Consider the following 22753-nt stretch of genomic DNA (forward strand, 5'->3'; position numbering starts at 1 on the left):
CTGGCGCACCTCGGCGAGCTGTTCCTTCAGCACCAGCGAGCTGTCGGGCTCGGCCACCAGCTCGGTCTCCGCCGCCGCCAGGCCGATCGACGAGGGGGCGAGCGTGAAGGCGCCGCCGCACACCGGCACCAGGATGCTGTCGAAGGGCTGGCCGCCGCGCACCACGGCGTAGAGGCCGCGCTTGCCCATCTCGATCTCGCCGGGGTCGAGGCCGAGATGGACGGTGGCGTTGCCCTGGGGATCGCCGTCGACCAGCAGCACCGACAGGCCCAGCCTGGTCAGCGCGTAGGCGAGGTTGACGGCGGTCGTCGTCTTGCCCACCCCGCCCTTCTGGTTGGCGACCGCCAGGACGATGCGCCGGCGCGCGCCGCGGCCGCGCGCGGCGCCCGGCTCCGGCTGCAGCAGCGCCGCCACCTGCTGGGGGATGCGCTCGGCCCCGCTCTCCCAGCGGCTGATGCGCGAGCGGTCGTAGCGCCGCCCGAGCCGGCCGTTGAGCCAGGCCGCGAACCCCTGCTGGTCTTCGCCGCGCCGTTCGCGCAGGGCGCGCAGCTCCTCTCCGGTCATGATGCCCCCCTGGATCGTCCGGTCGGCGGCGATGCTAGCCGCTTGACGCAACGTGTCAAGGCGGAGGCCGCCTGTTGCGTCAATTCGGCTCCCTCATGCGCCCTCCTCATGCGACGTCGCATGACGGCGCGACGTTTGCCCCGCCGGCGCGTTGATTCCCACGGGATTCCACCGATCGAGGAGCGACCCGTGGCGAAGGCGAGTTCGAAGAAGCAGCAGATGGCGGCCGGCGCCGCCCTGGCGGCCAAGCGCGGCGACCAGCCGAAGTCGAGTCTGCGCGGTGCCTCGAAGGGCATGGCCGAGTCGATGAGCGAGAAGGAGCTGGAGGAGATGGCCCACACCAGGCGCAAGGACCTGCCGACGAAGAAGGACTGACCCCCGGGCCCGCTCGCACCGTCGCCGGCTGCGCGGAACCGATGGGGACGGGCCGGGTTGCCATGGCGGGGCCCCATCGCGGAGAGGATCAGGAGAACATCATGCTCAAGTTCATTGGCGGCACCGTCGGTGTCATCTTCCTTATCGGTCTGCTGGTCGTCATCGGCATTTTCGCCCTGATCTTCTGAGCAGAGACAGCCATCGGCGGCGGGGCGGCAGCCCTCGGTCCGGCCGTGACCGCCCCCGCCGCCGACCGCCGGCCGGCGCGCCCTCGGTCCCCGGCGATGCCGATCGCCGGGGACGGCGGAAAGTAATGGCCGGGCTATTCCACCCGACATAGCCCATAATTTCGAGAGTTCGACTTGGCCGGTTCATGAAATTTATTTCATGATCGGCAGTGTTCTCGCAACGATAACTCAACTGCAAGAAAACCGACACACACGGTCTCTAAGGTTCCGGCACCCGATGGCGTCCCCGGGCATCGCCCGCGTCGCGGCGCCGCAGCCGGAATCCCAGGGAGAGAGACCCGTGAGCATCGTCACCAAGCCCGTCCTGCGCGCCGCCCTCGGCGCGCTGGCACTCGCCGCCGTTCCCGGCATGGCCGCGGCCGCCGACATCTCCGGCGCCGGCGCCACCTTCCCGTACCCGGTCTATTCCAAGTGGGCCGACGCCTACAAGAAGGAGACCGGGATCGGTCTCAACTACCAGTCCATCGGCTCGGGCGGCGGCATCAAGCAGATCAAGGCCGGTACCGTCACCTTCGGCGCCTCCGACATGCCGCTGAAGCCGGACGAGCTGGCGCAGGCGGGGCTCGTCCAGTTCCCGATGGTGATGGGCGGCGTGGTGCCGGTGGTGAACCTGAAGGGCATCGCCGGCGGCGCGATCCAGCTCGACGGGGCGACGCTCGCCGCCATCTACATGGGCGACGTCACCAAGTGGAACGACGAGGCGATCAAGCGCCTCAACCCCAAGGTGAAGCTGCCCGACACCGCGATCGCCCCGGTCTACCGCTCCGACGGGTCGGGCACCAATTTCCTGTTCACCGACTACCTCTCGAAGGTCAGCCCGAAGTTCAAGACGGAGATCGGCTCGGCGACGTCGGTGCAGTGGCCGACGGGCATCGGCGCCAAGGGCAACGAGGGCGTGGCCAACATGGCGAGCCGCACCCAGGGCGCCATCGGCTACGTCGAGTACGCCTACGCCAAGCAGAACGACATCCCCTTCATCGCCCTGAAGAACCGGGCGGGCGCGGTGGTCGAGCCGAAGATGGAGACCTTCCAGGCCGCCGCGTCCAACGCCGACTGGGCCAACGCCAAGGGCTACCACGTCATCCTGACGGACGAGCCGGGCGACCGGAGCTGGCCGATCACCGGCGCCAGCTTCATCCTGATGCACGAGCAGCCGCAGGACCCGGAGGCGACGCAGCAGGCCCTGAAGTTCTTCGACTGGGCCTACAGGAAGGGCGACGACATGGCCGCCGCGCTCGACTACGTGCCGATGCCCGACGCGGTGGCGCGGATGGTCGAGACGACCTGGCGCGACGAGATCCAGGCCAACGGCCAGCCTGTCTGGTCGGCCTCGGCGGAGTGAGCCGGTCCGTCGACCCGGGGGGCCCGGCTTGGCCGGGCCTCCGTTCCCTTCCGCGGGAGTTCCCATGGCAGACATCGCCATCGCCGCCGGCGACGCCGCGGTGCGCGACCAGGGCCGCCGCCAGCGCCTCCAGGACGCCGCGTTCCGCTGGACCACGCTGGCCTTCGCCCTGCTGGTGCTGGCGATCCTCGGCAGCGTCATCGTCTCGCTGGCGGTCGGCGCCTGGCCGGCGCTCAGCGCCTTCGGCCCGTCCTTCCTGACGACCGAGGTGTGGAACCCGGTCACCGAACGCTTCGGCGCGCTGGCGCCGATCTACGGCACGCTCGTCACCTCGGCCATCGCCATGCTGGTCGGCATCCCCGTCAGCTTCGGCATCGCGCTCTTCATCACCGAGCTGTGCCCGCCCTGGCTGAAGCGCCCGCTCGGCATCGCCATCGAGCTGCTGGCCGGCATCCCCAGCATCATCTACGGCATCTGGGGCCTGTTCGTCTTCGCCCCCTTCATGCAGGCGACGGTGCAGCCGTTCCTGATCGACACGGTGGGGGAGGTGCCGCTGCTCGGCAGCCTGTTCGCCGGGCCGCCCTACGGCATCGGCATGCTGACGGCGGGGCTGATCCTCGGCATCATGGTGCTGCCCTTCATCACCTCGATCACCCGCGACGTCTTCGAGACGGTGCCGCCGATGCTGAAGGAATCGGCCTACGCCATGGGCGCCACCACCTGGGAGGTGGTGTGGAAGGTGGTGCTGCCCTACACCCGCGTCGGCGTCGTCGGCGGCGTCATGCTGGGCCTCGGCCGCGCGCTCGGCGAGACCATGGCGGTCACCTTCGTGATCGGCAACGCCCACCGCATCGGCGCCTCGCTGATGGCCCCGGGGACGACCATCTCCGCCGCCATCGCCAACGAGTTCACCGAGGCCGTCGGCAGCCTCTACACCTCCTCGCTGGTGGCCCTCGGCCTGATCCTCTTCGTCATCACCTTCACCGTGCTGGCGCTCGCCAAGATCCTGCTGACGCGCGCCCAGCGCCGGGCCGGGAGCTGAGCCCATGACCGACACCCCGTCCGACACCCCGTCCGACACCCCGTCCGACGCCCCGTCCCCGGCGCCCGCGGGCGGCGCCCTCTACGCCCGCCGCCGGGCGGCCAACCGGATCGCCATGGCGCTCGCCCTGGCGGCGGCCGCCTTCGGCCTGTTCTGGCTGGTCGCCATCCTGTGGACCCTGTTCCACAACGGCCTCGCCGCCATCGATGCCGGCCTCTTCGCCCGCTCGACGCCGCCGCCCGGCGGCGAGGGCGGGTTGCTCAACGCGATCTACGGCAGCGTGGCGATGACCGCGGTGGCGACGCTGGTCGGCACCCCCGTCGGCATCCTCGCCGGCACCTTCCTCGCCGAGTTCGGCAAGCACACGCGGCTGGCCGAGGTGATCCGCTTCGTCTCCGACATCCTGCTGAGCGCGCCGTCGATCATCGTCGGCCTGTTCGTCTACGAGGCGATGGTCGTCCGCATGGGCCACTTCTCCGCCTGGGCCGGGGCGCTGGCGCTGGCGGTGATCGTCGTCCCGGTGGTGCTGCGCACCACCGAGAACATGCTGGGCCTGGTGCCCAACAGCCTGCGCGAGGCGGCGGCCGCACTCGGCGCGCCGCAGTGGAAGGTGGTGGTGATGGTGTCCTACCGCGCCGCCCGCAACGGCATCGTCACCGGCGTCCTGCTGGCGGTGGCGCGCATCAGCGGCGAGACGGCGCCGCTGCTGTTCACCGCGCTGAACAACCAGTTCTGGAGCACCGACATGAACGCCCCCATGGCGAACCTGCCGGTGGTCATCTTCCAGTACGCCATGTCGCCCTACGACGACTGGCAGCGCCTGGCCTGGGGCGGGGCGCTGCTGATCACCGTCTCCATCCTGCTGCTCAACATCGGCGCGCGGCTCCTCGCCGCCGCCACGACCTCCGATCGGTGATTCATGAGCCTGGCCAATTCCCCGACCCCGAAGAAGCCGACCGTCGCGGCGCCTCCGGCGCCGCGTGCCGGGGGTGCGACGGCGTACCGGCTGGTCGAGCGGGTCTCGATCCGCGGTCTCGACTTCCATTACGACCGCTTCCACGCGCTCAAGGGCATCGACCTGCCCCTCTACGACCGCCAGGTGACGGCGTTCATCGGCCCGTCCGGCTGCGGCAAGTCGACCCTGCTGCGCGTCCTCAACCGCATCTACGACCTCTATCCCAGGCAGCGCGCCACCGGCGAGGTGCGGTTCGAGGGGCAGAACATCCTGTCGCCCAGGATCGACCTCAACCTGCTGCGCGCCCGCATCGGCATGGTGTTCCAGAAGCCGACGCCCTTCCCCATGTCGATCCACGACAACATCGCCTTCGGCGTGCGCCTCTACGAGACGCTGTCGCGCGCCGCCATGGACGAGCGGGTGGAGTATTCGCTGCGCCGCGCCGCCCTGTGGGACGAGGTGAAGGACAAGCTGGCCCAGAGCGGCCTCAGCCTGTCGGGCGGTCAGCAGCAGCGCCTGTGCATCGCCCGCGCCATCGCCGTGAAGCCGTCGGTGATCCTGCTGGACGAGCCGGCCTCGGCGCTCGACCCGCTGTCGACCGCCAAGATCGAGGAGCTGATCGACGAGCTGCGCCCCGACTACTGCATCGCCATCGTCACCCACAACATGCAGCAGGCGGCGCGGGTGTCCGACTTCACCGCCTTCATGTACCTGGGCGAGCTGGTGGAGTTCGGGCCGACCGACCGCATGTTCACCAACCCCGAGAACCCGCGGACCTCGGAGTACATCACCGGCCGCTTCGGCTGAGGCGCCTCACGCCGCGTCGGCGTCGTCCGCCAGCGCCGCCGTCCGCGGCCCGGGTTCCCCGCTGCCGACCGGCCGGCCGTCGACGGCGACCAGCGGACGGATGCCCAGGCTGTTGGCGAGGAACGCCTCCTCGGCCGCCGCGAGGTCGCCCGGCGCCAGCGGCCGCTCGGCGGCGTCGCCGCCCTCCAGGATCACGGCGCGGCGGATGCCGGGCAGCGCCCCCTCGGCCACCGGCGGCGTCAGCAGCCGCCCGCCGATCACCACGAACAGGGTGGCGACGCTGGCCTCGGCCAGCCGGCCGGCGGTGTTGAGCAGCAGCGCCTCGTCGGCGCCGCGCTCCGCCGCCTCCCGGCGGGCCAGGACGGAATCGAGATAGTTGAGCGTCTTCAGCCGCGACAGCGGCGAGTGCTCGTTGCGCCGGGTCACCGTGGCGATCACGGCGCGGGCCGGGCCGGCGGCCGGCGGCCGCGGGCCGGCGGTGATCAGCACCGTCGGCACCGGCGTGGCCGGCGGCAGGACGCCGCGCGCGCCGGGGCCGCGGCTGACGGTCAGGCGCAGCACCCCCTCCGCCAGGCCGTGCGCCGCGACCAGCCGCGCCAGGGCGTCGGCCAGGGCGTCGGCGCCGTAGGGCATGGGAATGCCGAGCGCCGCCGCCCCGGCCGCCAGGCGCGCCAGGTGGCGGTCGCGATGCCGCACCCGGCCGGCCGCCACCCGCATGGTCTCGAACAGCCCGTCGCCCAGGGTGAAGCCGCGATCCGCCGGGTCGATCCGCGCCGCCTCGGCGGCGGTCAGCCGTCCGTTCAGCCACACCGTCATGACGCCCTCCCGCCTGCGCACCGGCCGCCGCCGTTGCCGGCGGGGCGGAACGGCTTCCGCCTCCCGCCCGGCCGGATTTTCTTCCGCCGCGTGCAATTGAGGGATATCATGATGCCGGGCGTCGCGCTGTGGCAATAGTCTTGCCGGCCAGGAGCTGGTGAGCTCCTCGATTTCAGCGGAACGTTTTTCCTTTCCGCTTGTCATTGGCGACGCAACGAATGATCCCCCGGGACGAAGGAGCGACACGCCATGAGGTCCGTTCTTCTCGCCACCGACTTGACCGCCCAGTCCGACCGCGCCCTCGCGCGCGCCGTGCGGCTGGCCGGTCCGACCGGCTCCCTGACCGTCCTCCACACGGTGGAGGACGCCGACTACACGGTCGCGGACGACGATCAGTGCCGAAAGGCCGAAGCCAGGCTGGAGCGGCTTCTCCAGGGCCATCGGGCGGCGGAGGGGTGCGCCGTCTCGCTGGTCGTCCGGACCGGCGACCCGGCCGAGGAGATCGTCGGCCTCGCGCGGTCCGGTGCGGCCGACGTCGTCGTCCTCGGCACCCACCGCGCCTCGCTGCTGGGCGACCTGTTCGGGTCGGCGACGGCGCAGCGGGTCGCCGACGCGGGGTCCGCTCCCGTGCTCACGGTGAAGGACCCGGTGGTCGGCGACTACCGCTCCCTGGTCGTCGGGATCGACGATTCCGACGCCTCGGAGCGGGCGCTCGCCGCCGCCCTGACGCTGTTTCCCGAGACCCGGGTCACCGTGGTGCACGCCTTCCATGTGCCGTTCGGCGGCTTCCTCGATTCCCCGGACAACCGCGACGCCCTCGCCGGGCAGCAGCGCGCGGCGCTGGGCGCGCGCATCCGCAACGTCGGGCGGCGCATCGGCCGGCCGGAGCTGGCCGACCGCATCGACCTGCGCCTGCGCGACGGCGACACCATCGCCGTCCTCGACGCCGAGGTCGGGCACGGCGAGGCCGATCTGCTGGTGCTGGGGACCAGCGGCTCCGGCAACCGTCTGTTCGGCGGCGTCGCGTCGGCGGTCGCCGGCAGCCCGCCGTGCGACCTGCTGATCGTGCCCTGCGCCCTGCCGTCGTGAGCCGGGCGGCCGGGAACCCCAAGCGCGAGCGCGGGTTTATCAGCCATCGGGTGTGGCAGGGAGCGGCGCGTGACCATCCATGGATCGGGCCTTGACCGGGTGGGCCGAGGGCGGATCGCGGCGGCCGCCGCGGTCCGGGCGGCGCTGTTCGCCGTCCTCTGGGTGGTGCTGACCGGACGTCCGGCGGAGTCGTGGCCCTACGGCCTGATCGCCGTCGCCCTGGCGGTGCCGGTCAGCCTCCTGCTGCAACCGCCCCGCACGGCGGGGCTGCGGGTGGTGCGCGTCGCCGTGCTGGTGCCGCTGCTGGCCTGGGTGTCCCTGCTCGGCGGCTTCGACGTCGCCCGCCGCGCCTTCGCGCGGCGTCCGGCCGTCGACCCCGGCGTCGTCGACTACCGCCTGCGCCACCCCCGCCCCGCCATCGCCGTGACGCTCGCCTACGCCGCGTCGGTGGTGCCGGGATCGCTGGTGCTGGCGGTCGGCGACGACCGTCTGCTCGTCCACGTCGTCGACCTCGGGCAGCCGAACGACGCGACGCTCGCCCGCATGGAGGGGTGGCTCGCCTGGGCCCTGCCGGACGCGCCCTGATCGCCCTCCCCGCCTCCGCCCCCGACAAGGAGCCCCGCCCGTGCCGACGTTCAACCTCGTCATCGCCGCCGTCCTGCTCGCCAACGCGGCGGCCGGGCTGGTGCTGGTCGGACGGGGGCGCACCGTCGCCGACCGCCTGATCGTCGTCAATCTGATGGGGACCACCTCGGTGATCGCCATCCTGCTGGTCGGCACCGCGGCGGGCATGGCGGCGGCCGACGACGTGGCGCTGGTCGCGGCGATGCTGGCCCCCTTCTCCTCCCTGACCTTCGCCCGCCGCCTGTGGTGGCGGTCCCCCGCGCCGGCCGCCGGCCGGCCGCCGGGCGGCGACGAGGGAGGACGGAATGTCCGTGCTTGACGCGCTGGGCGCCGGGCTGATCCTCGCCGGCACCGGCTTCTTCCTGGCCGGCACGGTGGGCCTGCTGCGCTTCCCCGACCTCTACACCCGCCTGCACGCGGTGACCAAGGCCGACAACGTCGGCGTCGGCCTGATCGCCGCCGGCCTCGTGCTGCAGGACCCCGGCTGGGCCCACGCGGCGAAGCTGACCCTGGTCTGGCTGGCCACCCTGGCGGGGGTCGCCGTGGCCGGCACCGTGCTCGCGACGGCGGCCCGCGACCACGGCGTCCCCGCCGCCGGCCGGCGCGGCGGGGAGGAGGAGCGGCGATGATCGCCTTCGACGTGCTGCTGGCCGGCGGCCTGGTCGGCCTGGCCCTCCTCGTCGTGCGGCGCCGGACGCGGCCGCTCGGCACCGTGCTCCTGTTCCTCGCCTTCACCTTCCAGATGACGCTGGTGTGGGTGCGCCTGGACGCGCCGGACCTGGCGCTCGCCGAGGCGGCGGTCGGCGGGGTGGTGATCAGCGTCGTGCTGTTCGACACGATCGGCCGGCTCCGCCGGCGTCGGGACGGCGCCGATGAAGGCTGAGCGCGCGGTGCGGATCGCCGCGGCCGGCGCCGCCGTGCTGGTGGCCGGCCTGCTGGTGCGCGGCGCGCTGCTGCTGCCGCGCGCTCCGGGGGCCGGGGCGGCGGTGGAGGAGCGGCTGGCCGAGAGCGGCGTGTCGCATCCGGTCACCGCGGTGCTGCTGAACTTCCGCGGCTACGACACGCTGCTGGAGGTGGCCGTGCTGCTGCTGGCGGCGGTGGGGGTCGGGCTGATGGCGCCGGTCGGCCGGCCCGCGCCCGCGGCGACCGAGCCGCTGTCGGGCGGGCCGGACGTGTCGCCCGTGGCCGCCGCCTTCGGCGAGCGCCTCGCCCCGATGGCGCTGCTGGCGGCGGCGCATCTCTGGTGGGCGGGGTCGACGCAGCCCGGCGGCGCCTTCCAGGCGGGGGCGGTGCTGGCCGGCGCGGCGGTCGGGCTGGTGCTGACCGGCCGGCTGGCGCTGCCGACCCGCCACGTCGCGCTGCGCGCCGGCATGGCCGCCGGGCTGGCCGCCTTCGTCCTGGTGGCGGCGGCGGCGATGGCGGCGGGCGGCGCCTTCCTGGAGTACCCGCCGGGGCTGGCCAAGGCGCTGATCGTCGCCGTCGAGGGGGTGCTGACCCTGTCGATCGGGCTGTGTCTGGCGGCCCTGGTGGTCGGCGTGCCGCCGCGCGACGCCGGACCGCGGGGGCCGGCATGACCGCCGCCGCGGACGCCGGGCCGGTCTTCGCCGTCGCCGGGGCGCTGATCCTGGTCGTCGGCGTCCACGGCGTGTTCGGCCGGGCGGACCTGCTCGGCCGGATCGTCGCCCTCAACATCGCCGCCAGCGGCGCCTTCACCTTCCTGGTCGGCTCGGCTCCGGTCGACGGGGAGGGACGGCCGGACACCGTGATGCAGGCGCTGGTGCTGACCGGGATCGTCATCTCGGTCTCGGTGACCGCCTACGCCCTGTCGCTGCTGCGCCGCATCGCCGACGAGGCGGGCCGCGACAGGCTGGAGGAGGCGGACGGCCGAGACGGACCGGCCAAAGGGGGGCCGGCCGGTGGGGGGCCGGCCGGCGGCAGGCCGGTCGATGGTGGGCTGGCCCATGGTGGACGGGCGGACGGCGGCTCGGGGGGCGGCCGGTGAGCGGCCACGCACCGTGGGCCGCCCTGACGGTGGCGCTGCCGCTGCTCGCGGCGGCCCTGGCCGTCGTCCTGGGTGGGCGGCGGGGGGCGTGGATCGCCAACCTGGCGGCGCCGGTGCTGGTCGCCGCCGCGGCGGTGCTGGCCGTCGCCGTCGGCCAGGGGGAGGACGTGCGCCACGCCCTCGGCGGCTGGCCGGCGCCGCTCGGCATCCAGTGGCGCCTGGACGGCGCCGGCGCGGTGCTGCTGCTGGCGATCGCGCTGGTCGGCTGGGCGGTCGCCCTGTTCGCCGTGGGCTGCGAGCCGCACGGCGACCTCGGGCCGGCGCCCGGCCGGTTCTGGCCGCCCTTCCTGCTGCTGTGGGCCGGGCTGAACGCGCTCTGCCTCGCCGCGGACGCCTTCAACCTGTTCGTCTGCCTGGAGCTGATCTCGCTGGCCGCGGTCGTCCTGGTGACCCTGGAGGGCCAAGCGGCGGCGGTGACGGCGGCCATGCGCTACCTGCTGCTGGCCCAGGTGGGATCGCTCTGCTACCTCGTCGGCGTCGGCTTCCTCTACGGCTTCGGCACCCTCGACCTCGGCCAGCTCCGCGCCGCCGCCGAGCCGGGCGTGCCGGCGGCGCTGGCGATGGCGCTGATGACCGGCGGCCTGATCGTCAAGGCGGCGCTGTTCCCCCTGCACGTCTGGCTGCCGCCGGCGCACAGCGCCGCCCCCAGCCAGGCCAGCGCGCTGCTGTCCGGCCTGGTGATCGCCGCCGCGATGCTGGTCCTCCTGCGCCTGTGGGACGCCGTCTTCGCCGCCGTGTCGGGGGAGGCGATGCGCCAGTTCGTCGGCGGGCTGGGCGCGGCGTCGGTGCTGTGGGGGTCGCTGATGGCGCTGCGGCAGGACCGGCTCAAGCCGCTGCTGGCCTATTCCACCATGGCCCAGACCGGCTACCTGCTGCTGCTGGTGCCGCTGGCGGGGACGGCGGGGGCATGGTCGGGGGGCGTCCTGCTGCTGGCCGCCCACGCCATCGCCAAGGCCGCCATGTTCCTGGCGGCCGGGCTGATCCTCGAGGCGCTCGGCAACGACCGCCTGTCCTCCGTCCACGGCGCGGCGCGGCGGATGCCGCTGACCGTGTTCGCGCTGGGCATCGGCGGGCTGACCCTGATGGGGCTGCCGCCGAGCGGCGGCTTCCTCGCCAAATGGCTGCTGCTGGGGGCGGCGCTGGCCGGCGGCCAATGGTGGTGGGCGGCGGTGCTGGTGGCCGGCGGGCTGCTGGCCGCCGGCTACGTCTTCGCCGTCCTCGCCCCGGCCTTCCGGCAGGAGGCGCAGGGGCCGTTCTCGCCGGTGCCGCGCTGGATGGAAGGGGTGCCGCTGGCGCTGGCGCTCGTCTCGCTGCTCATGGGGCTGGCCGCCGCCCCGATGACCCGGCTGCTGGAGGTCGGCGGACCATGAGCTGGACCAGTCTGCCGCCGCTGCTGATCGTCCTCAGCTCGCTGGTGCCCGGCCTGCTGATCTTCGTGCTGGCGGAGGAGCGGATGCGCCTGCGCACGGCGCTGAACCTGGCCGGGGCGCTGCTGAAGGTGGCGGTTACGGCGCTGATGCTGTGGGGCGTGTGGCGCGGCGACCGCTTCGAGGCGTCGTTCCCGCTGCTGCCGGGCCTCGACTTCGTCCTGCGGATCGACGCCCTGGCGCTGCTGTTCGTCACCCTATCGGCGACCCTGTGGCTGGTGACCACCGTCTACGCCATCGGCTATCTCGAGCACGCGCCGCACCGCAGCCGCTTCTTCGGCTTCTTCAGCCTGTGCGTCACCGCCACGGTCGGCATCGCCCAGGCCGGCAACCTGCCGACCCTGTTCCTGTTCTACGAGCTGCTGACGCTGTCCACCTTTCCGCTGGTGGTCCACCGCGGCAGCGACGCCGCACTCGCCGCCGGCCGCACCTATCTCGCCTACACGGTGAGCGGGGGGACGGTGCTGCTGGTGGGGATCGTCTGGCTGCACGGCATCGCCGGCCCCTTCGACTTCGTCGAGGAAGGCGGCGCGCTCGACCATGTGGGGCCGGAGCACCACGCGGTCCTCACCGCCTGCTTCGCGCTGCTGGTGGGCGGCTTCGGCGTCAAGGCGGCGCTGGTGCCGCTGCACGGCTGGCTGCCCCAGGCGATGGTGGCCCCGGCCCCGGTCAGCGCGCTGCTGCACGCCGTGGCGGTGGTGAAGGCCGGCGCCTTTGGCATCGTCCGCGTCGTCTACGACGTCTACGGCCAGGAGCTGGCGGTGGCGCTGGGGGTGATGACGCCGCTCGCCGTCCTGGCCGGCGTGACGATCCTCTACGGATCGCTGCGCGCCCTGCAGCAGGACGACCTGAAGCGGCGGCTGGCCTTCTCGACCATCAGCCAGGTCTCCTACATCGTCCTCGGGGTGGCGCTCGCCGGGCCGATCGCCACCGTCGGCGGCCTTGTCCACCTCGTCCACCAGGGGCTGATGAAGATCACCCTGTTCTTCTGCGCCGGCAACCTCGCCGAGACCCTCGGCGTCCACCGGGTCAGCGAGATGGACGGGGCCGGCCGGCGCATGCCCTGGACCATGGCGGCCTTCACCGTGGCGGCGCTGGGCATGATGGGGGCGCCGCCGGTGGCCGGCTTCGTCAGCGAATGGTACCTCGGCGTCGGCGCGCTGGCGGTCGGCCAGGACTGGGCGCTGGCGGTGCTGCTGGCGAGCAGCGCCCTCAACGCCTCCTACTTCCTGCCCATCCTCCACCGCGCCTGGTTCGCGACGCGCCGCGACCCCTGGCCGCACGAGGCGGCGGAGCGCGGCGGCCGCTTCGAGACGGACCTGCGCCTGCTCGGCCCGGCGGTGGTCACGGCGGCGCTGAGCCTGGGCGCCGGGCTGCTGGCCGGGTTCGACGCCAGCCCGCTCGGCTGGAGCCGCTTCATCGCCGAACGGGAGTTCCTGCCGTGACCGCCGCCCTCCTGCTGCCGGCGATGGTGCTGGCGCCGCTGCTGGTGGCCGGCCTCGTCCTGTGCGCCGGCGGCCGGACCCTGCCCTGGCGGCTGGTCCCGGCCGCCCCGCTGGTGGCGCTGGCCGCCGCCGTGCTGGTGCCCGAGGGGGCCGGCCTGCCCATGGCGGCGGTCGTGCTCGGCACGACCATGGAGCTCGACGGCACGGCCCGCCTGTTCCTCGGCGTCTCGGCGCTGGCCTGGGCGCTCGCCGGCGCCCACGGGGCGGCCGCAGCACCGCGGCCGGCGGACGCGGCGGCGGTGCGCCGCACCGTCTTCTTCCTGGTGACCCAGGCGGGCAGCCTGGGCGCCCTGGCGGCGGCCGAACCCGCGGCGTTCTACGTCTTCTTCGCGGTGATGACGGTGGCCGCCTACGGGATGATCGCCGCCGACGCGGCCCCGTACGGCCGCTGGGCCGGCCGGCTCTACCTGGCGGTGGCGCTGTTCGGCGAGCTGCTGGCCCTGGCCGCCTTCATGCTGACCACGGTCGGCCGGGCGCCCGAGGTGGCGGCGCTTCTCCTGCTGTTCGGGCTGGGCAGCAAGCTCGGCCTGCTGCCGCTGCACGTCGCCCAGGCGCCGGCCTACGCCGCCATGCCGGCGGCGGCGGCGGCCGTCTTCGCCGGTCCGGTGCTGAACACCGCGGTCCACGGCCTGCTGCGCTTCCTGCCGCCGGGCGGCGAGGCGCTGCCGGCGCTCGCCGGGCCGATGGTCGTCCTCGGGCTGGCGACCGCCGCCGCCGGCGGCCTGCTGGCGGCGGCCCAGCGCGACCCGCGCGCCCTGCTCGGCTACTCCACCGTCAGCCAGATGGGCCTGCTGACGGTGGGGCTGGCCGTGGTCGCCGCCGGCCCCGCCGATCCGGCCGCCGCCCGCGCCGCGGTGGCGCTCTTCGCGCTGCACCACGCCGCCGTCAAGGCGGCGCTGGTCCTGGCGACCGACGCGGCGCGGCGCGGCGGGCTCGTCGTGGCGGCGGCCCTCGCCCTGTCGCTGGCGGCGCTGCCGCCGACCGGCGGCGGACTCGCCAAGGCGTGGCTGGAGGAGGAGGCGCTCACCCTGGCGGCCCCCTGGGCGGCGCCGGTCGCCGTCGGGCTGCCGCTGGCGTCGGCGCTGACCGTCCTCTACATGGCGCGCCTGCTGCACCTGCTGGCCCGCCCGGCGGCGGCGCCGGCCGGGCCGGCCTTGCCCTTCCTCGCCCTGTCGGCGGTGGCGCTGGCCGGCCCCTGGCTCCTCGCCCTGGCCTGGCCCGCCGCCGCCGCGGCGCCGGCGGCGATGGCGGCGCACCTCGGCGCGCTGCTGTGGCCGGCGGCGCTCGGCGGCGTCCTCGCCGCCGCGGCGTGGCGCCTCGGCTGGCCGCTGCCGCCGGTGCCGCCGGGCGACGCCGCCGTGCCGCTCGCCCGCCTGCTCCACCGGGCCGCCCGTCTGCGCCTGCCCGGCCCGCCGTCGTCCCGGCCGCTCCTGGCGCGGGCGTGGGGGCGGGTGGACGCGGCGATCGCGGCGACGGAACGCCACCTCCTGACCCGCCAGGGCATGGGGGCGGCCGTCTTCGTCCTTCTGGCGACGCTCATGGTGCTGGCCCACGCCTGAGCGCCGCCCGGCGCGCTTCCGACCTCCGGTTCAGGACGACGTCGCGGACCGTGGCGAACGGCCGGTCGGCCAAGTGGCGAGCGCCTGCTCGGCGACGGCCTCCAGCCTGTCGCGGCCGAAGCCGGCTTTGGCCTGCACCGCCATGCCGTGGGAGACGGCCATCACGAAGGCCGCGAGCACGTCGGCCTTGGCCGTCTCCGGCAGGTCGCCCTCCGCCTTCGCCCGTTCGAAGCGGTCGCGCAGCCGCGCCTCGCCGGCGGCGCGGGCGTCGATCAGCGCCTGCCGCACGGGCTCCGCCTCGTCCGACACCGCCAGCGCCCCGTTGATGCCGAGGCACCCCGTGCGATCGGGATAACGTGTGTTGAGGTCGATCGACCGGTGCAGGATGTGCGCGGCGACGTCCCGCGCCGTCGGCAGCTGAAGCGCTTCCGGGATGAAGTCCAGGTACCGCTCGTAATAGCGGGCCAGGGCTTTGCGGAAGAGCGATTCCTTGTTGCCGAACGCGGCGTAGAGGGCGGGCCTCTCGACGCCGGCGGCCTCCGTCAGGTCGGCGTAGGAGGCACCCTCGTACCCCTTGCGCCAGAAGACGCACAGCGCGGCGTCGAGCGCCTTCTCCGTGTCGAATTCGCGATGGCGGCCCATCAGATCGGTCCGGACTTTTTCATAACGGCCATTACTAAACCGCTTGACAGCCGCTGTCCAGATTTCATACCAATCGTTACAGTAACGCTCGTTACGAAAATGCGGCGCCGCCGCTGGCCGGGGTCCGGGGCGGCGCCTCCATCGTGTGCGGAAAGGGATCTCATGTCGAACACACTGCAGGGCAAGGTCGCCCTCGTTACCGGCGGCTCGCGCGGGCTCGGCGCCGCCGTGGCGGAGGCGCTCGCCGACCAGGGGGCGGACGTGGCGATCAGCTACGTCGCGTCGGCCGGCAAGGCCGAGGCCGTGGTCGAGCGGCTGAAGGCGAAGGGCGTCCGGGCGCTCGCGATCCGCAGCGACCAGGCCGACATGGCGGCGGCCAAGCCGATGGTGGACGGCGTGGTGGCGCATTTCGGCAAGCTCGACATCCTCGTCAACAACGCGGCGATCGCCGTGCAGGGCAGGATGGTCGACGATCCCGAACTCGACACGGTCAATCTCGACCGCCAGTGGCAGACCAACGTCATGGGCGTGGTGGCGGCGACGCGGGCGGCGGCGCCGGTGCTGTCGGACGGCGGCCGGATCATCTTCATCGGCTCGCTGCTGGGCAGCCGCGTCCCGTTCGCCGGCGTCGCCGACTACGCGGGAACCAAGGCGGCGATCGCCGGATACGCGAGGGGCGTCGCCCGCGATCTCGGCGGACGAAACATCACCGTCAACATCGTCCAGCCCGGCATCATGCCGACCGACATGGCGGCGGACGTCCGCGACAAGCTGCCCGCCGCGATCATGGACCTGCACCCCATCCGCCGCATCGCGACGCTCGAGGAGGTGTCGGCCGTCGTCTGCTTCCTGGCCGGGCCGAACGGCGGCTACATCACCGGCGGCGTGATCGACGTGGCCGGCGGCCTGCAGGTCTGAGCGTCGGCGACCGGCCCGCAGACCATTCGAGTTCCTGCGGGCCGAGTTCCTGCGGGCCGAGTTCCTGCAGGCGCAATCGAAGGAAAAGATGTGGCCGAGGCGTTTGGTGCGAAGTCGCCCGCCGACGAGGCGCTGTCCGGCGTCGATCCCAAGGGGAAGCGATGTCTCGTCACGGGGGCGTCGTCGGGCATCGGGCTGGAAACCGCCCGCTCGCTGGCATCCCAGGCGCCAGCGTCGGTCAAGTGTGTCCGGCCGCTTCGAGGATCAGATCCGTGATCTCGGACGGGCGGGAGATGAGCGACACATGGCTCGCCCTGAGTTCGATCGTCTTCGCGCCCATGCGCTTGGCGAGGAAGCGCTGAAGGTCCGGGTTGATCGTCCGGTCCTCGGTGGAGACGGCGTAGTAGCTCGGCTTGCTCCGCCACGCGGCGTTCGTCGTGCGTCCCGCGAGCAGCGTCCTGCGGAACGGCTGCTGGACGGCGAAGAGCACCCTGGCCTTCGCCTCGGGAAGGTCGCCGGCGAAGTCCCTGAGGAAGGCCTCCTCGCCGAGCCGCCCCTCGTCGCCGTCGAACAGGATGCCGGCGCTGGCCGGCGGCGTCGGGAATCCCGCCGCCAGCGCCCCGAAATCCTCGCCGGCGTCCGGTGCCCGGGCGGCCACGTAGACGAGCGCCGAGACGTTCGGGTGAACACCCGCTTCGGTGACGATCATGCCCGAGAAGCTGTGGCCCGCGAGCACCGTCGGCCCGTCCTGCCGGTCGAGCACCTTGTGCGCCGCGGCCACCGCCTCGGGCAGCGTCGTCAGCGGGTTCTGCACCGAGACGACGTTGAGGCCGCGCGCCTGCAGCAGGGGGATCACCTCGGACCAGGAGGAACCGTCGGCGAACAGCCCGTGCACCAGCACGACGTTCCGGGCCTTCACGGCGGCAAGCGTCTGGGCCATGGCCTGCGGGCCCGGCAGGATGGCGGCCGCGCCGGTGGCGAGAACCGCCTTCGCGACCGTGCGCCGATCGATCCGCATCGCGTGCTTTCCCCACGAAGATGACGACATTCCCTCTCCCTCCTCCTGGCAGCGCCCCCGGTCCCGCCGGACCGAGCCCGGATCAACGTGGTGCCGTTTGCGCCGTCGGCCAACCTCGCCCCGCCCCCGGCATCGGCGGGCGGGTCGGGCCGGCGGCGCTCCCGGCGCGGCGGGATGGGGGGTTGCCGGCCGGGCTCAGGCGTCCGCGTCGGTCGACCGGGCGACCGCCTCCTGCGCGTCGAGTTCGGCCAGCCGGGCCGCCAGGGCGGCACGGACGCCGGTGTAGGAGGTGCTGCCGAGGACGAGGCGGCGCGGCGCCGGCTGCCGGTCGGCGGCGTCGATCATCGCCCGGACCATCTTCGCCGGGTCGCCGGACACCGCGAAGCGGCCCTCGGCGATGGCCCGCCGGATCGCGCCGGCCGGCGTGCGCTCGTAGGCGGCCAGCGGCGGCGGGCTGACGAGGCCGCGCCCGAAGTCGGTCCGCGCCGGGCCCGGCTCGACGAGGGTGAAGGCGATGCCGAACGGCGCCACCTCCTGGGCGACCGCCTCGACGAAGCCCTCGATGCCCCACTTGGTGGCGTGATAGAGGCTGAAGTTGGGATAGGCGATCTGCCCCCCTTCCGAGGACACCTGCAGGATGCGCCCGCCGCCCTGGGCGCGCAGGTGCGGCAGGGCGGCGCGGATGACCTGGATCGAGCCGATCAGGTTGGTGTCGATCTGGTGGCGGATCTGCGCGTCGCTCACCTCCTCGGCGGCGCCGAACAGGCCGTAGCCGGCGTTGCTGACGACGACGTCGATGCGGCCGAGGGCGGCGAAGGCGCCGTCGACCACCCGGCGCACCGCCGCCGTGTCGGTCACGTCCAGCGCCTCCACCCGCAGGGCGTCGCCGTGCGTCGCCGTCAGGTCGTCCAGCGCATCGGTGCGGCGCAGGGTCGCCGCCACGCGGTCGCCGCGCTCCAGCAGGCGTTCGGTCAGCAGGCGCCCGAAACCCGACGAGGCGCCGGTGATGAACCAGGTCTTGCCCATGGGGACCTCCTCGTTGCGGGACCGCGGGGGTGCGGGTCCCTTCGAGCGTGAAGCTGGCACCGCCCCATTCCTGTTACTATCCGGGCAATCCTGCATGGACTGGTGAAGGATCCCCATGAAGCGCCGCCCCGCCCTGGCCGACCTGACCGCCTTCGCCGCCGTCGCCGGCCACCGCAGCTTCCGCAAGGCCGCCGACGAGCTGGGGCTGTCGCCCTCCACCCTCAGCCACATGATGAAGGCGCTGGAGGCGGGCATGGGCGTGCGCCTGCTGCACCGCACGACCCGCAGCGTCGCCCCGACCGAGGCCGGCGACCGCCTCCTCGTCCGCCTGGCGCCGGTGCTGCGCGACCTCGACCGGGCGCTGGAGGAGGTCGACGCCTTCCGCGGCCGCCCCAGCGGCGTGCTGCGGATCAACGCCAGCGAGCCGGCGGCCCGGCTGCTGCTCGACCGCGTCGTCCCGACCTTCCTGGCGCGCTGCCCGGAGATGGCGCTCGACCTCGTCACCGAGGGGCGGCTGGTGGACATCGTCGCCGAGGGCTTCGACGCCGGCGTCCGCCTCGGCGAGGCGGTGCCGCAGGACATGATCGCCGTGCCGTTCGGCGGCGGGCTGCGCTTCGTGACCGTGGCGTCCCCGGCCTACCTCGCCGGCCGCCCGGCGCCGCAGGCGCCCGACGACCTGAAGGGCCACGCCTGCATCCGCCTGCGCCTGCCCAGCGGCAAGCTCTACCGCTGGGAGTTCGCGCGCCGCGGCCAGGAGCTGACCGTCGAGGTGGCGGGCGCCCTCACGCTCGACCATCCCGGGCTGATGGTCGAGGCGGCGGTCAAGGGCCTCGGCATCGCCTACGTCGCCGACCGGCTGGCGCGGCCGGAGATCGCGGCCGGCCGGCTGGTCACCGTGCTGGACGACTGGTGCCCGGCGATCCCGGGGCTGCATCTCTACTACCCCGGCCACCGCCATGTGCCGCCGGGCCTGCGCGCCTTCATCGACGTGCTGAAGGAGGTGGGCTGAGCCGGCACCCTACATCAGCGCGTCCAGCTTGCGCTCCAGCGCGTCCGGCTCGAGGAGGCCGTCGATGCGCTCGCGCAGGCGGCCCTCGGCGTCGACCAGGAAGGAGACCGGCACGCCGACCACGGCGTAGGTCTTGGCCGCGATCATCAGCTGGTCGGAGAGCAGCGGGAACGACACGCGCAGCCGGCGCCGCGCCGCCTCCACCGTGTCGGGGTCCTGGCCCATGTTGACCCCCAGCACCGCGAAGCCGCGCTCGCGCCGCGCCCGGTACACCCGGTCGAGCCCCGGCATCTCGGCCAGGCACGGGCCGCAGCCGGTGATCCAGAAATTGACCAGCACCACCCGGCCGCGGAAGTCGGCCAGCCGCACCGCGTTGCCGTCGCGGTCGAGCACCGTCAGCTCCGGCGCCGGGGCGCCGGCCTCGGCCACCGGCGGCTTGCCGCAGCCGGCCAGCGCCGGCAGCAGGGCCAGCAGCAGGAACGCCCACCGCGTCATGGCGTCTCCCCTTCCGGCACGACGCGGCCGTGGCGCAGCCAGACGATGCGGTCGGTCATGGCGCCGAGCTCGGGGTTATGGGTGACCAGGACGATGGTGCGGCCCTCGCGGTGCAGATCGCGGAACAGGTCCATCACCCGCGTTTCGTTGGCGCGGTCGAGGTTGCCGGTGGGCTCGTCGGCGAGGATCAGCGCGGGATCGTTGATGAGCGAGCGGGCGATGCACAGCCTCTGCTGCTCGCCGCCCGAGAGCTGGGCCGGCCGGTGGTGCCAGCGCGGCCCCAGCCCGACCCGCTCCAGGGCCGCCATCGCCTCGTCGCGGTCGGCCATGGAGTGGTAGTGCTGGGCCAGCATCACGTTCTCCAGCGCGTTCAGGTAGGGGATCAGGTGGAACTGCTGGAACACCAGGCCGATCCGCTCGCGCCGCACCACCGTCTGCTCGGCCGGCGTCAGCGACGCCACGTCGACGCCGTCGAGGCGGTAGCGCCCCGTGCTCGGCGTGTCGAGGCAGGACAGGATGTTGAGCAGGGTCGTCTTGCCCGACCCCGAGGGGCCCATGATCGCCACGAAGGCGCCGCGCCCGACCCGCACGGTCACGTCCTCCAGCGCGGCGACGCTGCCGAAGCGCTTGCCCAGTCCCTCCACCACGATGGGGTCGGGCGGCGCGGCGGCGTCCTCGGCATCGGCCGCGGGGTCGACGAAGGGGGTGGTCATGTCCATCGCTCACTCTCCTCTCAGCACCCGGGCGGGGACGACGCGCACGGCGCTGCGGATCGGCACCACCGCCGCGGCCAGGGCGGCGGCCAGCGACACCGCGAGCGTCAGCGGCGCCACCACCGGGCGGAACGTGACCCAGGCGTCGAACACCGCCAGGCCCAGCAGCTGCGCCAGCGCGAAGCCGGCCGCCAGGCCCAGCGCCACCCCGGCCAGGGCGATCGCCGCCGTCTCCAGCAGGACCTGGGCGACGACGGCGCGGTCGGAGGCGCCGAGCGCCTTCTGCAGGCCGAGCTCGGGCGTGCGCCGCGCCACCATGGCGGTCAGGGTGGCGTTGACGCACAGCGTGGTGACCACCAGGATGGTCGCCGCCACCAGCGCCATCAGCCCCTCGATGCGCTCCAGGATCTGCCCGTCGGACTGGGAGATCTTGCGGATCGGCCGCGCCGCGATCCCGGGGAAGCGGCGCTCCAGGCCGGCGGCCAGCGCGTCCGCCTCGGCGCCGCGGGCGACGATGGACAGCATCGCCAGGTCGGCCCGGTCGGGCGCGTCGAGCAGGCGCTGGGCCAGCGACAGGGTGACGAAGATCTGCCCGTCCTCCGTGTCGCCGGTGTCGACCACCCCCTTCACCGTCACCTCGGCGCGCCGGGTGCGGTCGCCGCTGACGATCGTCACCGTGTCGCCGGGCTTCAGCTCCATCGACTCCGCCAGCCGGCGGCCGACCATGGCGTTGCGCTCGTCGAAGGAGACCGAGACCCAGCCGCCCTCGACCTGCCAGTAGGGGGCGATGCGCCGCAGCCCGGCGAAGTCGACCCCGGCCAGCACCGCGTTGCCGAGGTCGAGGCGCACCACGCCGTAGAGGAACGGGCTCGCCCCCACCAGCACGTCGGCCGGCACCGCCTCCACCACCCCGCGCCAGGTGGCGCCGTCCAGCCCGGCGGGCGCCCCCTCCCCGTCGTCGCCGGACGGTGCGGCGGCGACCGTGAAGTTGGCGCCGAAGGCGCGCAGCTCCTCGCTCATCTTGATGGAGACGTCGAGGTAGAGGCACAGCAGCGCCGACACCACGGCGGCGCCGACGGCGATCGAGCCGAGGGCGGTCGGCACCTGCCCGCCGCGCGCGGCGAGCGCCTTCAGCACCAGGCGCGCCACCATGGCGAGCCGGGCGCGGCGCCGCACCGCGGGCGGCCGTGCGGTGCGCTCAACGGCGGCCATAGAGCACCTCCGCCGGCAGGAGCCGGGCGATGGAGCGCGCCGGCACGAGCGAGCCGGCCAGCGCGGTCAGGATGCAGACGACGATCACCACCGGCACGCCGATCCAGTGCACCGGCACCGGCTGTCCGAACACCAGCCAGCCCACCCCCTGGGCCAGCCCCAGCCCGGCGGCGGTGCCGAACGCCCCGCCGGCGACGCCGACCACCACCGCCTCGCCGAGGAACAGCAGGTGGATCTGCCAGTCGGCCGCCCCCAGCGCCTTCATCAGGCCGATCTCGCGGGTGCGTTCGGCGATGATGGTGGTCATCAGCGACGACACGCCGATGGCCGCCGAGACGAAGGCGGCCACCGTCACCACCAGCATCAGCACCTGGATCCTGCCGATCACCGCCCCCTCGCCGGCCGCCACCTGCCACAGGGGCCGGGCCGAGGCGTTGACCACCGCCTCCTCGATCTGGTGGGCGATGGTGGTGACGTAGGCCGTGCAGTACCACACGTCGTACTCCGCGGCGTCCAGGGACTCGCGGTCGCGCCGCGCGCGCCGCGACAGGTCGTTCTCCGGCACCGTCAGGGCGCTGACGTCGACCCGCTGCACCTTGCCGGGCAGGCCGGCGAGCTCCTGGGCGAGCGCCAGCGGCGCCACCAGGGCGCCGTCCTCCTCGCCGCCGGTGCGCACCAGCCCGACGATGGTCGCCGCGGCGGTCCGGCCGCCCGAGGCGGCCAAGGTGAGCCGGTCGCCGACCGCCCACCCCTGCGCCGCGGCCAGGGCGGCGCCGGCCAGCACCCCGTCGGTCCCCGCGTCGCCGGTCTGTCCATCGTCGGGCCAGGCGCCGTCGACGTGCCAGAACGCCGCGGTGGTGCGCACGCCGGTGCGGTAGCCGTCGTCGTCGGGCAGCGGCACCGGGTGGTCGAACCAGGTGCCGATCAGCGGCACCGAAGCACCGGCATCGTCGCCGCCGCCGGCCCGCACCGCCACCGTCAGGCGCGGCGCGAAGCCGACGACGTTGTTGCGCCAGAAGATGTCCTTGATGTTGGCGAGCTGGTCCTCGTCGAGATGATCGCGCCCCTTCAGCGGGTTGAGCGCCAGGCCGCCGACGTCCTCCAGCACCCGCTCGCTCTTCGGCACGACGCGGATGTTGGCGCCGTAGGAGGTCAGCTCCTGGGCCATCTTGTCGCCGACGTCCACCGACAGCTCGAACAGCGCCGTGATCAGCGCCGCCGCCAGCGCCACGGTGACCGCCGCCAGCAGCTTGCGCCGCCGTCCCTGCAGGACCGACCGGCCGAGGATGCGGAAGTACATGGGGC

The 22753-nt window shown here is 73.9% G+C and carries 27 protein-coding genes; 18 read left to right on the forward strand and 9 right to left on the reverse strand.

Features of this window, described 5'->3' with window-relative positions; all coding sequences use genetic code 11:
- Nucleotides 1-564, reverse strand: a 564-nt coding sequence (locus ACSBPG_RS16650; protein ID WP_435538313.1) for an AAA family ATPase, incomplete at its 3' end; no start/stop codon positions are given.
- A 189-nt stretch (nt 565-753) separates the two neighbouring features.
- On the opposite strand from ACSBPG_RS16650, the gene ACSBPG_RS16655 reads away from it, so the two are divergent.
- The 6 genes from ACSBPG_RS16655 (at nt 754) to pstB (ending at nt 5333) form a co-directional block, all read left to right on the forward strand.
- A complete protein-coding gene (locus tag ACSBPG_RS16655; protein ID WP_435538314.1) occupies nt 754-939 on the forward strand; it encodes a DUF3008 family protein in 186 nt (61 codons plus the stop codon).
- A gap of 62 nt (nt 940-1001) precedes the next feature.
- Nucleotides 1002-1127 (forward strand): hypothetical protein, encoded by a 126-nt coding sequence (locus ACSBPG_RS16660; RefSeq protein WP_435538315.1) that lies wholly within the window; start codon nt 1002-1004, stop codon nt 1125-1127.
- A 340-nt stretch (nt 1128-1467) separates the two neighbouring features.
- On the forward strand, nt 1468-2529 hold the full coding sequence (pstS, locus tag ACSBPG_RS16665; protein ID WP_435538316.1) for a phosphate ABC transporter substrate-binding protein PstS: 1062 nt from the start codon (nt 1468-1470) through the stop codon (nt 2527-2529).
- A 64-nt stretch (nt 2530-2593) separates the two neighbouring features.
- Complete coding sequence (pstC, locus tag ACSBPG_RS16670; RefSeq protein WP_435538317.1) at nt 2594-3571, forward strand: phosphate ABC transporter permease subunit PstC; 978 nt, start codon at nt 2594-2596, stop codon at nt 3569-3571.
- A gap of 4 nt (nt 3572-3575) precedes the next feature.
- Nucleotides 3576-4487: a phosphate ABC transporter permease PstA gene (pstA, locus tag ACSBPG_RS16675; RefSeq protein ID WP_435538318.1), complete on the forward strand. Its 912-nt coding sequence runs from the start codon at nt 3576-3578 to the stop codon at nt 4485-4487.
- A gap of 3 nt (nt 4488-4490) precedes the next feature.
- Complete coding sequence (pstB, locus tag ACSBPG_RS16680; RefSeq protein WP_435538319.1) at nt 4491-5333, forward strand: phosphate ABC transporter ATP-binding protein PstB; 843 nt, start codon at nt 4491-4493, stop codon at nt 5331-5333.
- A 6-nt stretch (nt 5334-5339) separates the two neighbouring features.
- On the opposite strand, the gene ACSBPG_RS16685 is transcribed toward pstB, so the two are convergent.
- The gene (locus ACSBPG_RS16685; protein WP_435538320.1) at nt 5340-6149 is read right to left on the reverse strand and encodes an aminotransferase class IV; all 810 of its coding nucleotides are present in this window, start codon (nt 6147-6149) and stop codon (nt 5340-5342) included.
- 249 nt (nt 6150-6398) lie between these two features.
- Here ACSBPG_RS16685 and ACSBPG_RS16690 point away from each other — a divergent pair, with 249 nt between their 5' ends.
- From ACSBPG_RS16690 to ACSBPG_RS16735, 10 genes are all read left to right on the forward strand, one after another.
- Nucleotides 6399-7238, forward strand: coding sequence for a universal stress protein (locus ACSBPG_RS16690; RefSeq protein WP_435538321.1), 840 nt, complete (start codon nt 6399-6401; stop codon nt 7236-7238).
- Between the two features lie 69 nt (nt 7239-7307).
- Nucleotides 7308-7823, forward strand: coding sequence for a Na+/H+ antiporter subunit E (locus tag ACSBPG_RS16695; RefSeq protein ID WP_435538322.1), 516 nt, complete (start codon nt 7308-7310; stop codon nt 7821-7823).
- Between the two features lie 40 nt (nt 7824-7863).
- Entirely contained in the window at nt 7864-8181 is a 318-nt protein-coding gene (locus ACSBPG_RS16700; protein WP_435538323.1) for a monovalent cation/H+ antiporter complex subunit F, read from the forward strand.
- Entirely contained in the window at nt 8168-8491 is a 324-nt protein-coding gene (locus ACSBPG_RS16705; protein WP_435538324.1) for a cation:proton antiporter, read from the forward strand. The genes ACSBPG_RS16700 and ACSBPG_RS16705 overlap by 14 nt, the downstream gene beginning before the upstream one ends.
- Complete coding sequence (locus ACSBPG_RS16710) at nt 8488-8745, forward strand: Na(+)/H(+) antiporter subunit B (protein WP_435538325.1); 258 nt, start codon at nt 8488-8490, stop codon at nt 8743-8745. The genes ACSBPG_RS16705 and ACSBPG_RS16710 overlap by 4 nt, the downstream gene beginning before the upstream one ends.
- Nucleotides 8735-9436, forward strand: a complete 702-nt coding sequence (locus ACSBPG_RS16715) for an MnhB domain-containing protein (protein ID WP_435538326.1) — start codon at nt 8735-8737, stop codon at nt 9434-9436. The genes ACSBPG_RS16710 and ACSBPG_RS16715 overlap by 11 nt, the downstream gene beginning before the upstream one ends.
- Nucleotides 9433-9864 carry an NADH-quinone oxidoreductase subunit K gene (locus tag ACSBPG_RS16720; protein WP_435538327.1) on the forward strand — a complete coding sequence of 144 codons (432 nt, stop codon included), beginning with the start codon at nt 9433-9435 and terminating at the stop codon, nt 9862-9864. The genes ACSBPG_RS16715 and ACSBPG_RS16720 overlap by 4 nt, the downstream gene beginning before the upstream one ends.
- On the forward strand, nt 9861-11294 hold the full coding sequence (locus ACSBPG_RS16725; protein ID WP_435538328.1) for a complex I subunit 5 family protein: 1434 nt from the start codon (nt 9861-9863) through the stop codon (nt 11292-11294). The genes ACSBPG_RS16720 and ACSBPG_RS16725 overlap by 4 nt, the downstream gene beginning before the upstream one ends.
- Nucleotides 11291-12796 carry a complex I subunit 5 family protein gene (locus tag ACSBPG_RS16730; protein ID WP_435538329.1) on the forward strand — a complete coding sequence of 502 codons (1506 nt, stop codon included), beginning with the start codon at nt 11291-11293 and terminating at the stop codon, nt 12794-12796. Before ACSBPG_RS16725 ends, ACSBPG_RS16730 begins: the two co-directional genes overlap by 4 nt.
- On the forward strand, nt 12793-14415 hold the full coding sequence (locus ACSBPG_RS16735; protein WP_435538330.1) for a proton-conducting transporter transmembrane domain-containing protein: 1623 nt from the start codon (nt 12793-12795) through the stop codon (nt 14413-14415). Before ACSBPG_RS16730 ends, ACSBPG_RS16735 begins: the two co-directional genes overlap by 4 nt.
- Before the next feature lie 30 nt (nt 14416-14445).
- Here ACSBPG_RS16735 and ACSBPG_RS16740 read toward each other — a convergent pair whose 3' ends face one another.
- Nucleotides 14446-15057 carry a TetR/AcrR family transcriptional regulator gene (locus ACSBPG_RS16740; RefSeq protein ID WP_435538331.1) on the reverse strand — a complete coding sequence of 204 codons (612 nt, stop codon included), beginning with the start codon at nt 15055-15057 and terminating at the stop codon, nt 14446-14448.
- A 162-nt stretch (nt 15058-15219) separates the two neighbouring features.
- Between ACSBPG_RS16740 and ACSBPG_RS16745 the strand changes: the two genes are divergently transcribed.
- Nucleotides 15220-15975 carry an SDR family NAD(P)-dependent oxidoreductase gene (locus ACSBPG_RS16745; RefSeq protein ID WP_435538332.1) on the forward strand — a complete coding sequence of 252 codons (756 nt, stop codon included), beginning with the start codon at nt 15220-15222 and terminating at the stop codon, nt 15973-15975.
- 238 nt (nt 15976-16213) lie between these two features.
- Here the strand turns inward: ACSBPG_RS16745 and ACSBPG_RS16750 are convergent, their stop codons facing one another.
- Nucleotides 16214-16993: an alpha/beta fold hydrolase gene (locus ACSBPG_RS16750; RefSeq protein ID WP_435538333.1), complete on the reverse strand. Its 780-nt coding sequence runs from the start codon at nt 16991-16993 to the stop codon at nt 16214-16216.
- Between the two features lie 195 nt (nt 16994-17188).
- Complete coding sequence (locus ACSBPG_RS16755; protein WP_435538334.1) at nt 17189-18019, reverse strand: SDR family oxidoreductase; 831 nt, start codon at nt 18017-18019, stop codon at nt 17189-17191.
- A 115-nt stretch (nt 18020-18134) separates the two neighbouring features.
- On the opposite strand from ACSBPG_RS16755, the gene ACSBPG_RS16760 reads away from it, so the two are divergent.
- Complete coding sequence (locus tag ACSBPG_RS16760) at nt 18135-19028, forward strand: LysR family transcriptional regulator (RefSeq protein ID WP_435538335.1); 894 nt, start codon at nt 18135-18137, stop codon at nt 19026-19028.
- Nucleotides 19029-19037: 9 nt separating this feature from the next.
- Here the strand turns inward: ACSBPG_RS16760 and ACSBPG_RS16765 are convergent, their stop codons facing one another.
- The 4 genes from ACSBPG_RS16765 to ACSBPG_RS16780 are packed head-to-tail and all read right to left on the reverse strand — an operon-like array spanning nt 19038 to nt 22748.
- Complete coding sequence (locus ACSBPG_RS16765; protein WP_435538336.1) at nt 19038-19523, reverse strand: TlpA family protein disulfide reductase; 486 nt, start codon at nt 19521-19523, stop codon at nt 19038-19040.
- Entirely contained in the window at nt 19520-20242 is a 723-nt protein-coding gene (locus ACSBPG_RS16770; protein ID WP_435538337.1) for an ABC transporter ATP-binding protein, read from the reverse strand. The genes ACSBPG_RS16765 and ACSBPG_RS16770 overlap by 4 nt, the downstream gene beginning before the upstream one ends.
- 3 nt (nt 20243-20245) lie before the next feature.
- Entirely contained in the window at nt 20246-21448 is a 1203-nt protein-coding gene (locus tag ACSBPG_RS16775; protein WP_435538338.1) for an ABC transporter permease, read from the reverse strand.
- Complete coding sequence (locus tag ACSBPG_RS16780) at nt 21435-22748, reverse strand: ABC transporter permease (RefSeq protein WP_435538339.1); 1314 nt, start codon at nt 22746-22748, stop codon at nt 21435-21437. The genes ACSBPG_RS16775 and ACSBPG_RS16780 overlap by 14 nt, the downstream gene beginning before the upstream one ends.
- Between the last annotated feature and the right edge of the window lie 5 nt (nt 22749-22753).

Origin of the sequence: Azospirillum sp. ST 5-10, from assembly GCF_051225715.1 — a bacterium.
Taxonomy (GTDB): domain Bacteria; phylum Pseudomonadota; class Alphaproteobacteria; order Azospirillales; family Azospirillaceae; genus Azospirillum.

Bases quoted from the DNA above. Each gene is read 5' to 3' on its own strand.
- pstB (WP_435538319.1), top strand. From the start codon at position 4,491: ATGAGCCTGGCCAATTCCCCGACCCCGAAGAAGCCGACCGTCGCGGCG.
- ACSBPG_RS16720 (WP_435538327.1), top strand. From the start codon at position 9,433: ATGACCGCCGCCGCGGACGCCGGGCCGGTCTTCGCCGTCGCCGGGGCG.
- ACSBPG_RS16770 (WP_435538337.1), bottom strand. From the start codon at position 20,242: ATGGACATGACCACCCCCTTCGTCGACCCCGCGGCCGATGCCGAGGAC.
- ACSBPG_RS16730 (WP_435538329.1), top strand. From the start codon at position 11,291: ATGAGCTGGACCAGTCTGCCGCCGCTGCTGATCGTCCTCAGCTCGCTG.
- ACSBPG_RS16715 (WP_435538326.1), top strand. From the start codon at position 8,735: ATGAAGGCTGAGCGCGCGGTGCGGATCGCCGCGGCCGGCGCCGCCGTG.
- pstA (WP_435538318.1), top strand. From the start codon at position 3,576: ATGACCGACACCCCGTCCGACACCCCGTCCGACACCCCGTCCGACGCC.
- ACSBPG_RS16705 (WP_435538324.1), top strand. From the start codon at position 8,168: ATGTCCGTGCTTGACGCGCTGGGCGCCGGGCTGATCCTCGCCGGCACC.
- ACSBPG_RS16755 (WP_435538334.1), bottom strand. From the start codon at position 18,019: ATGGGCAAGACCTGGTTCATCACCGGCGCCTCGTCGGGTTTCGGGCGC.
- ACSBPG_RS16760 (WP_435538335.1), top strand. From the start codon at position 18,135: ATGAAGCGCCGCCCCGCCCTGGCCGACCTGACCGCCTTCGCCGCCGTC.
- ACSBPG_RS16780 (WP_435538339.1), bottom strand. From the start codon at position 22,748: ATGTACTTCCGCATCCTCGGCCGGTCGGTCCTGCAGGGACGGCGGCGC.
- ACSBPG_RS16765 (WP_435538336.1), bottom strand. From the start codon at position 19,523: ATGACGCGGTGGGCGTTCCTGCTGCTGGCCCTGCTGCCGGCGCTGGCC.
- ACSBPG_RS16685 (WP_435538320.1), bottom strand. From the start codon at position 6,149: ATGACGGTGTGGCTGAACGGACGGCTGACCGCCGCCGAGGCGGCGCGG.
- ACSBPG_RS16690 (WP_435538321.1), top strand. From the start codon at position 6,399: ATGAGGTCCGTTCTTCTCGCCACCGACTTGACCGCCCAGTCCGACCGC.
- ACSBPG_RS16775 (WP_435538338.1), bottom strand. From the start codon at position 21,448: ATGGCCGCCGTTGAGCGCACCGCACGGCCGCCCGCGGTGCGGCGCCGC.
- pstC (WP_435538317.1), top strand. From the start codon at position 2,594: ATGGCAGACATCGCCATCGCCGCCGGCGACGCCGCGGTGCGCGACCAG.
- ACSBPG_RS16660 (WP_435538315.1), top strand. From the start codon at position 1,002: ATGGCGGGGCCCCATCGCGGAGAGGATCAGGAGAACATCATGCTCAAG.
- ACSBPG_RS16710 (WP_435538325.1), top strand. From the start codon at position 8,488: ATGATCGCCTTCGACGTGCTGCTGGCCGGCGGCCTGGTCGGCCTGGCC.
- ACSBPG_RS16745 (WP_435538332.1), top strand. From the start codon at position 15,220: ATGTCGAACACACTGCAGGGCAAGGTCGCCCTCGTTACCGGCGGCTCG.
- ACSBPG_RS16750 (WP_435538333.1), bottom strand. From the start codon at position 16,993: ATGCGGATCGATCGGCGCACGGTCGCGAAGGCGGTTCTCGCCACCGGC.
- ACSBPG_RS16740 (WP_435538331.1), bottom strand. From the start codon at position 15,057: ATGGGCCGCCATCGCGAATTCGACACGGAGAAGGCGCTCGACGCCGCG.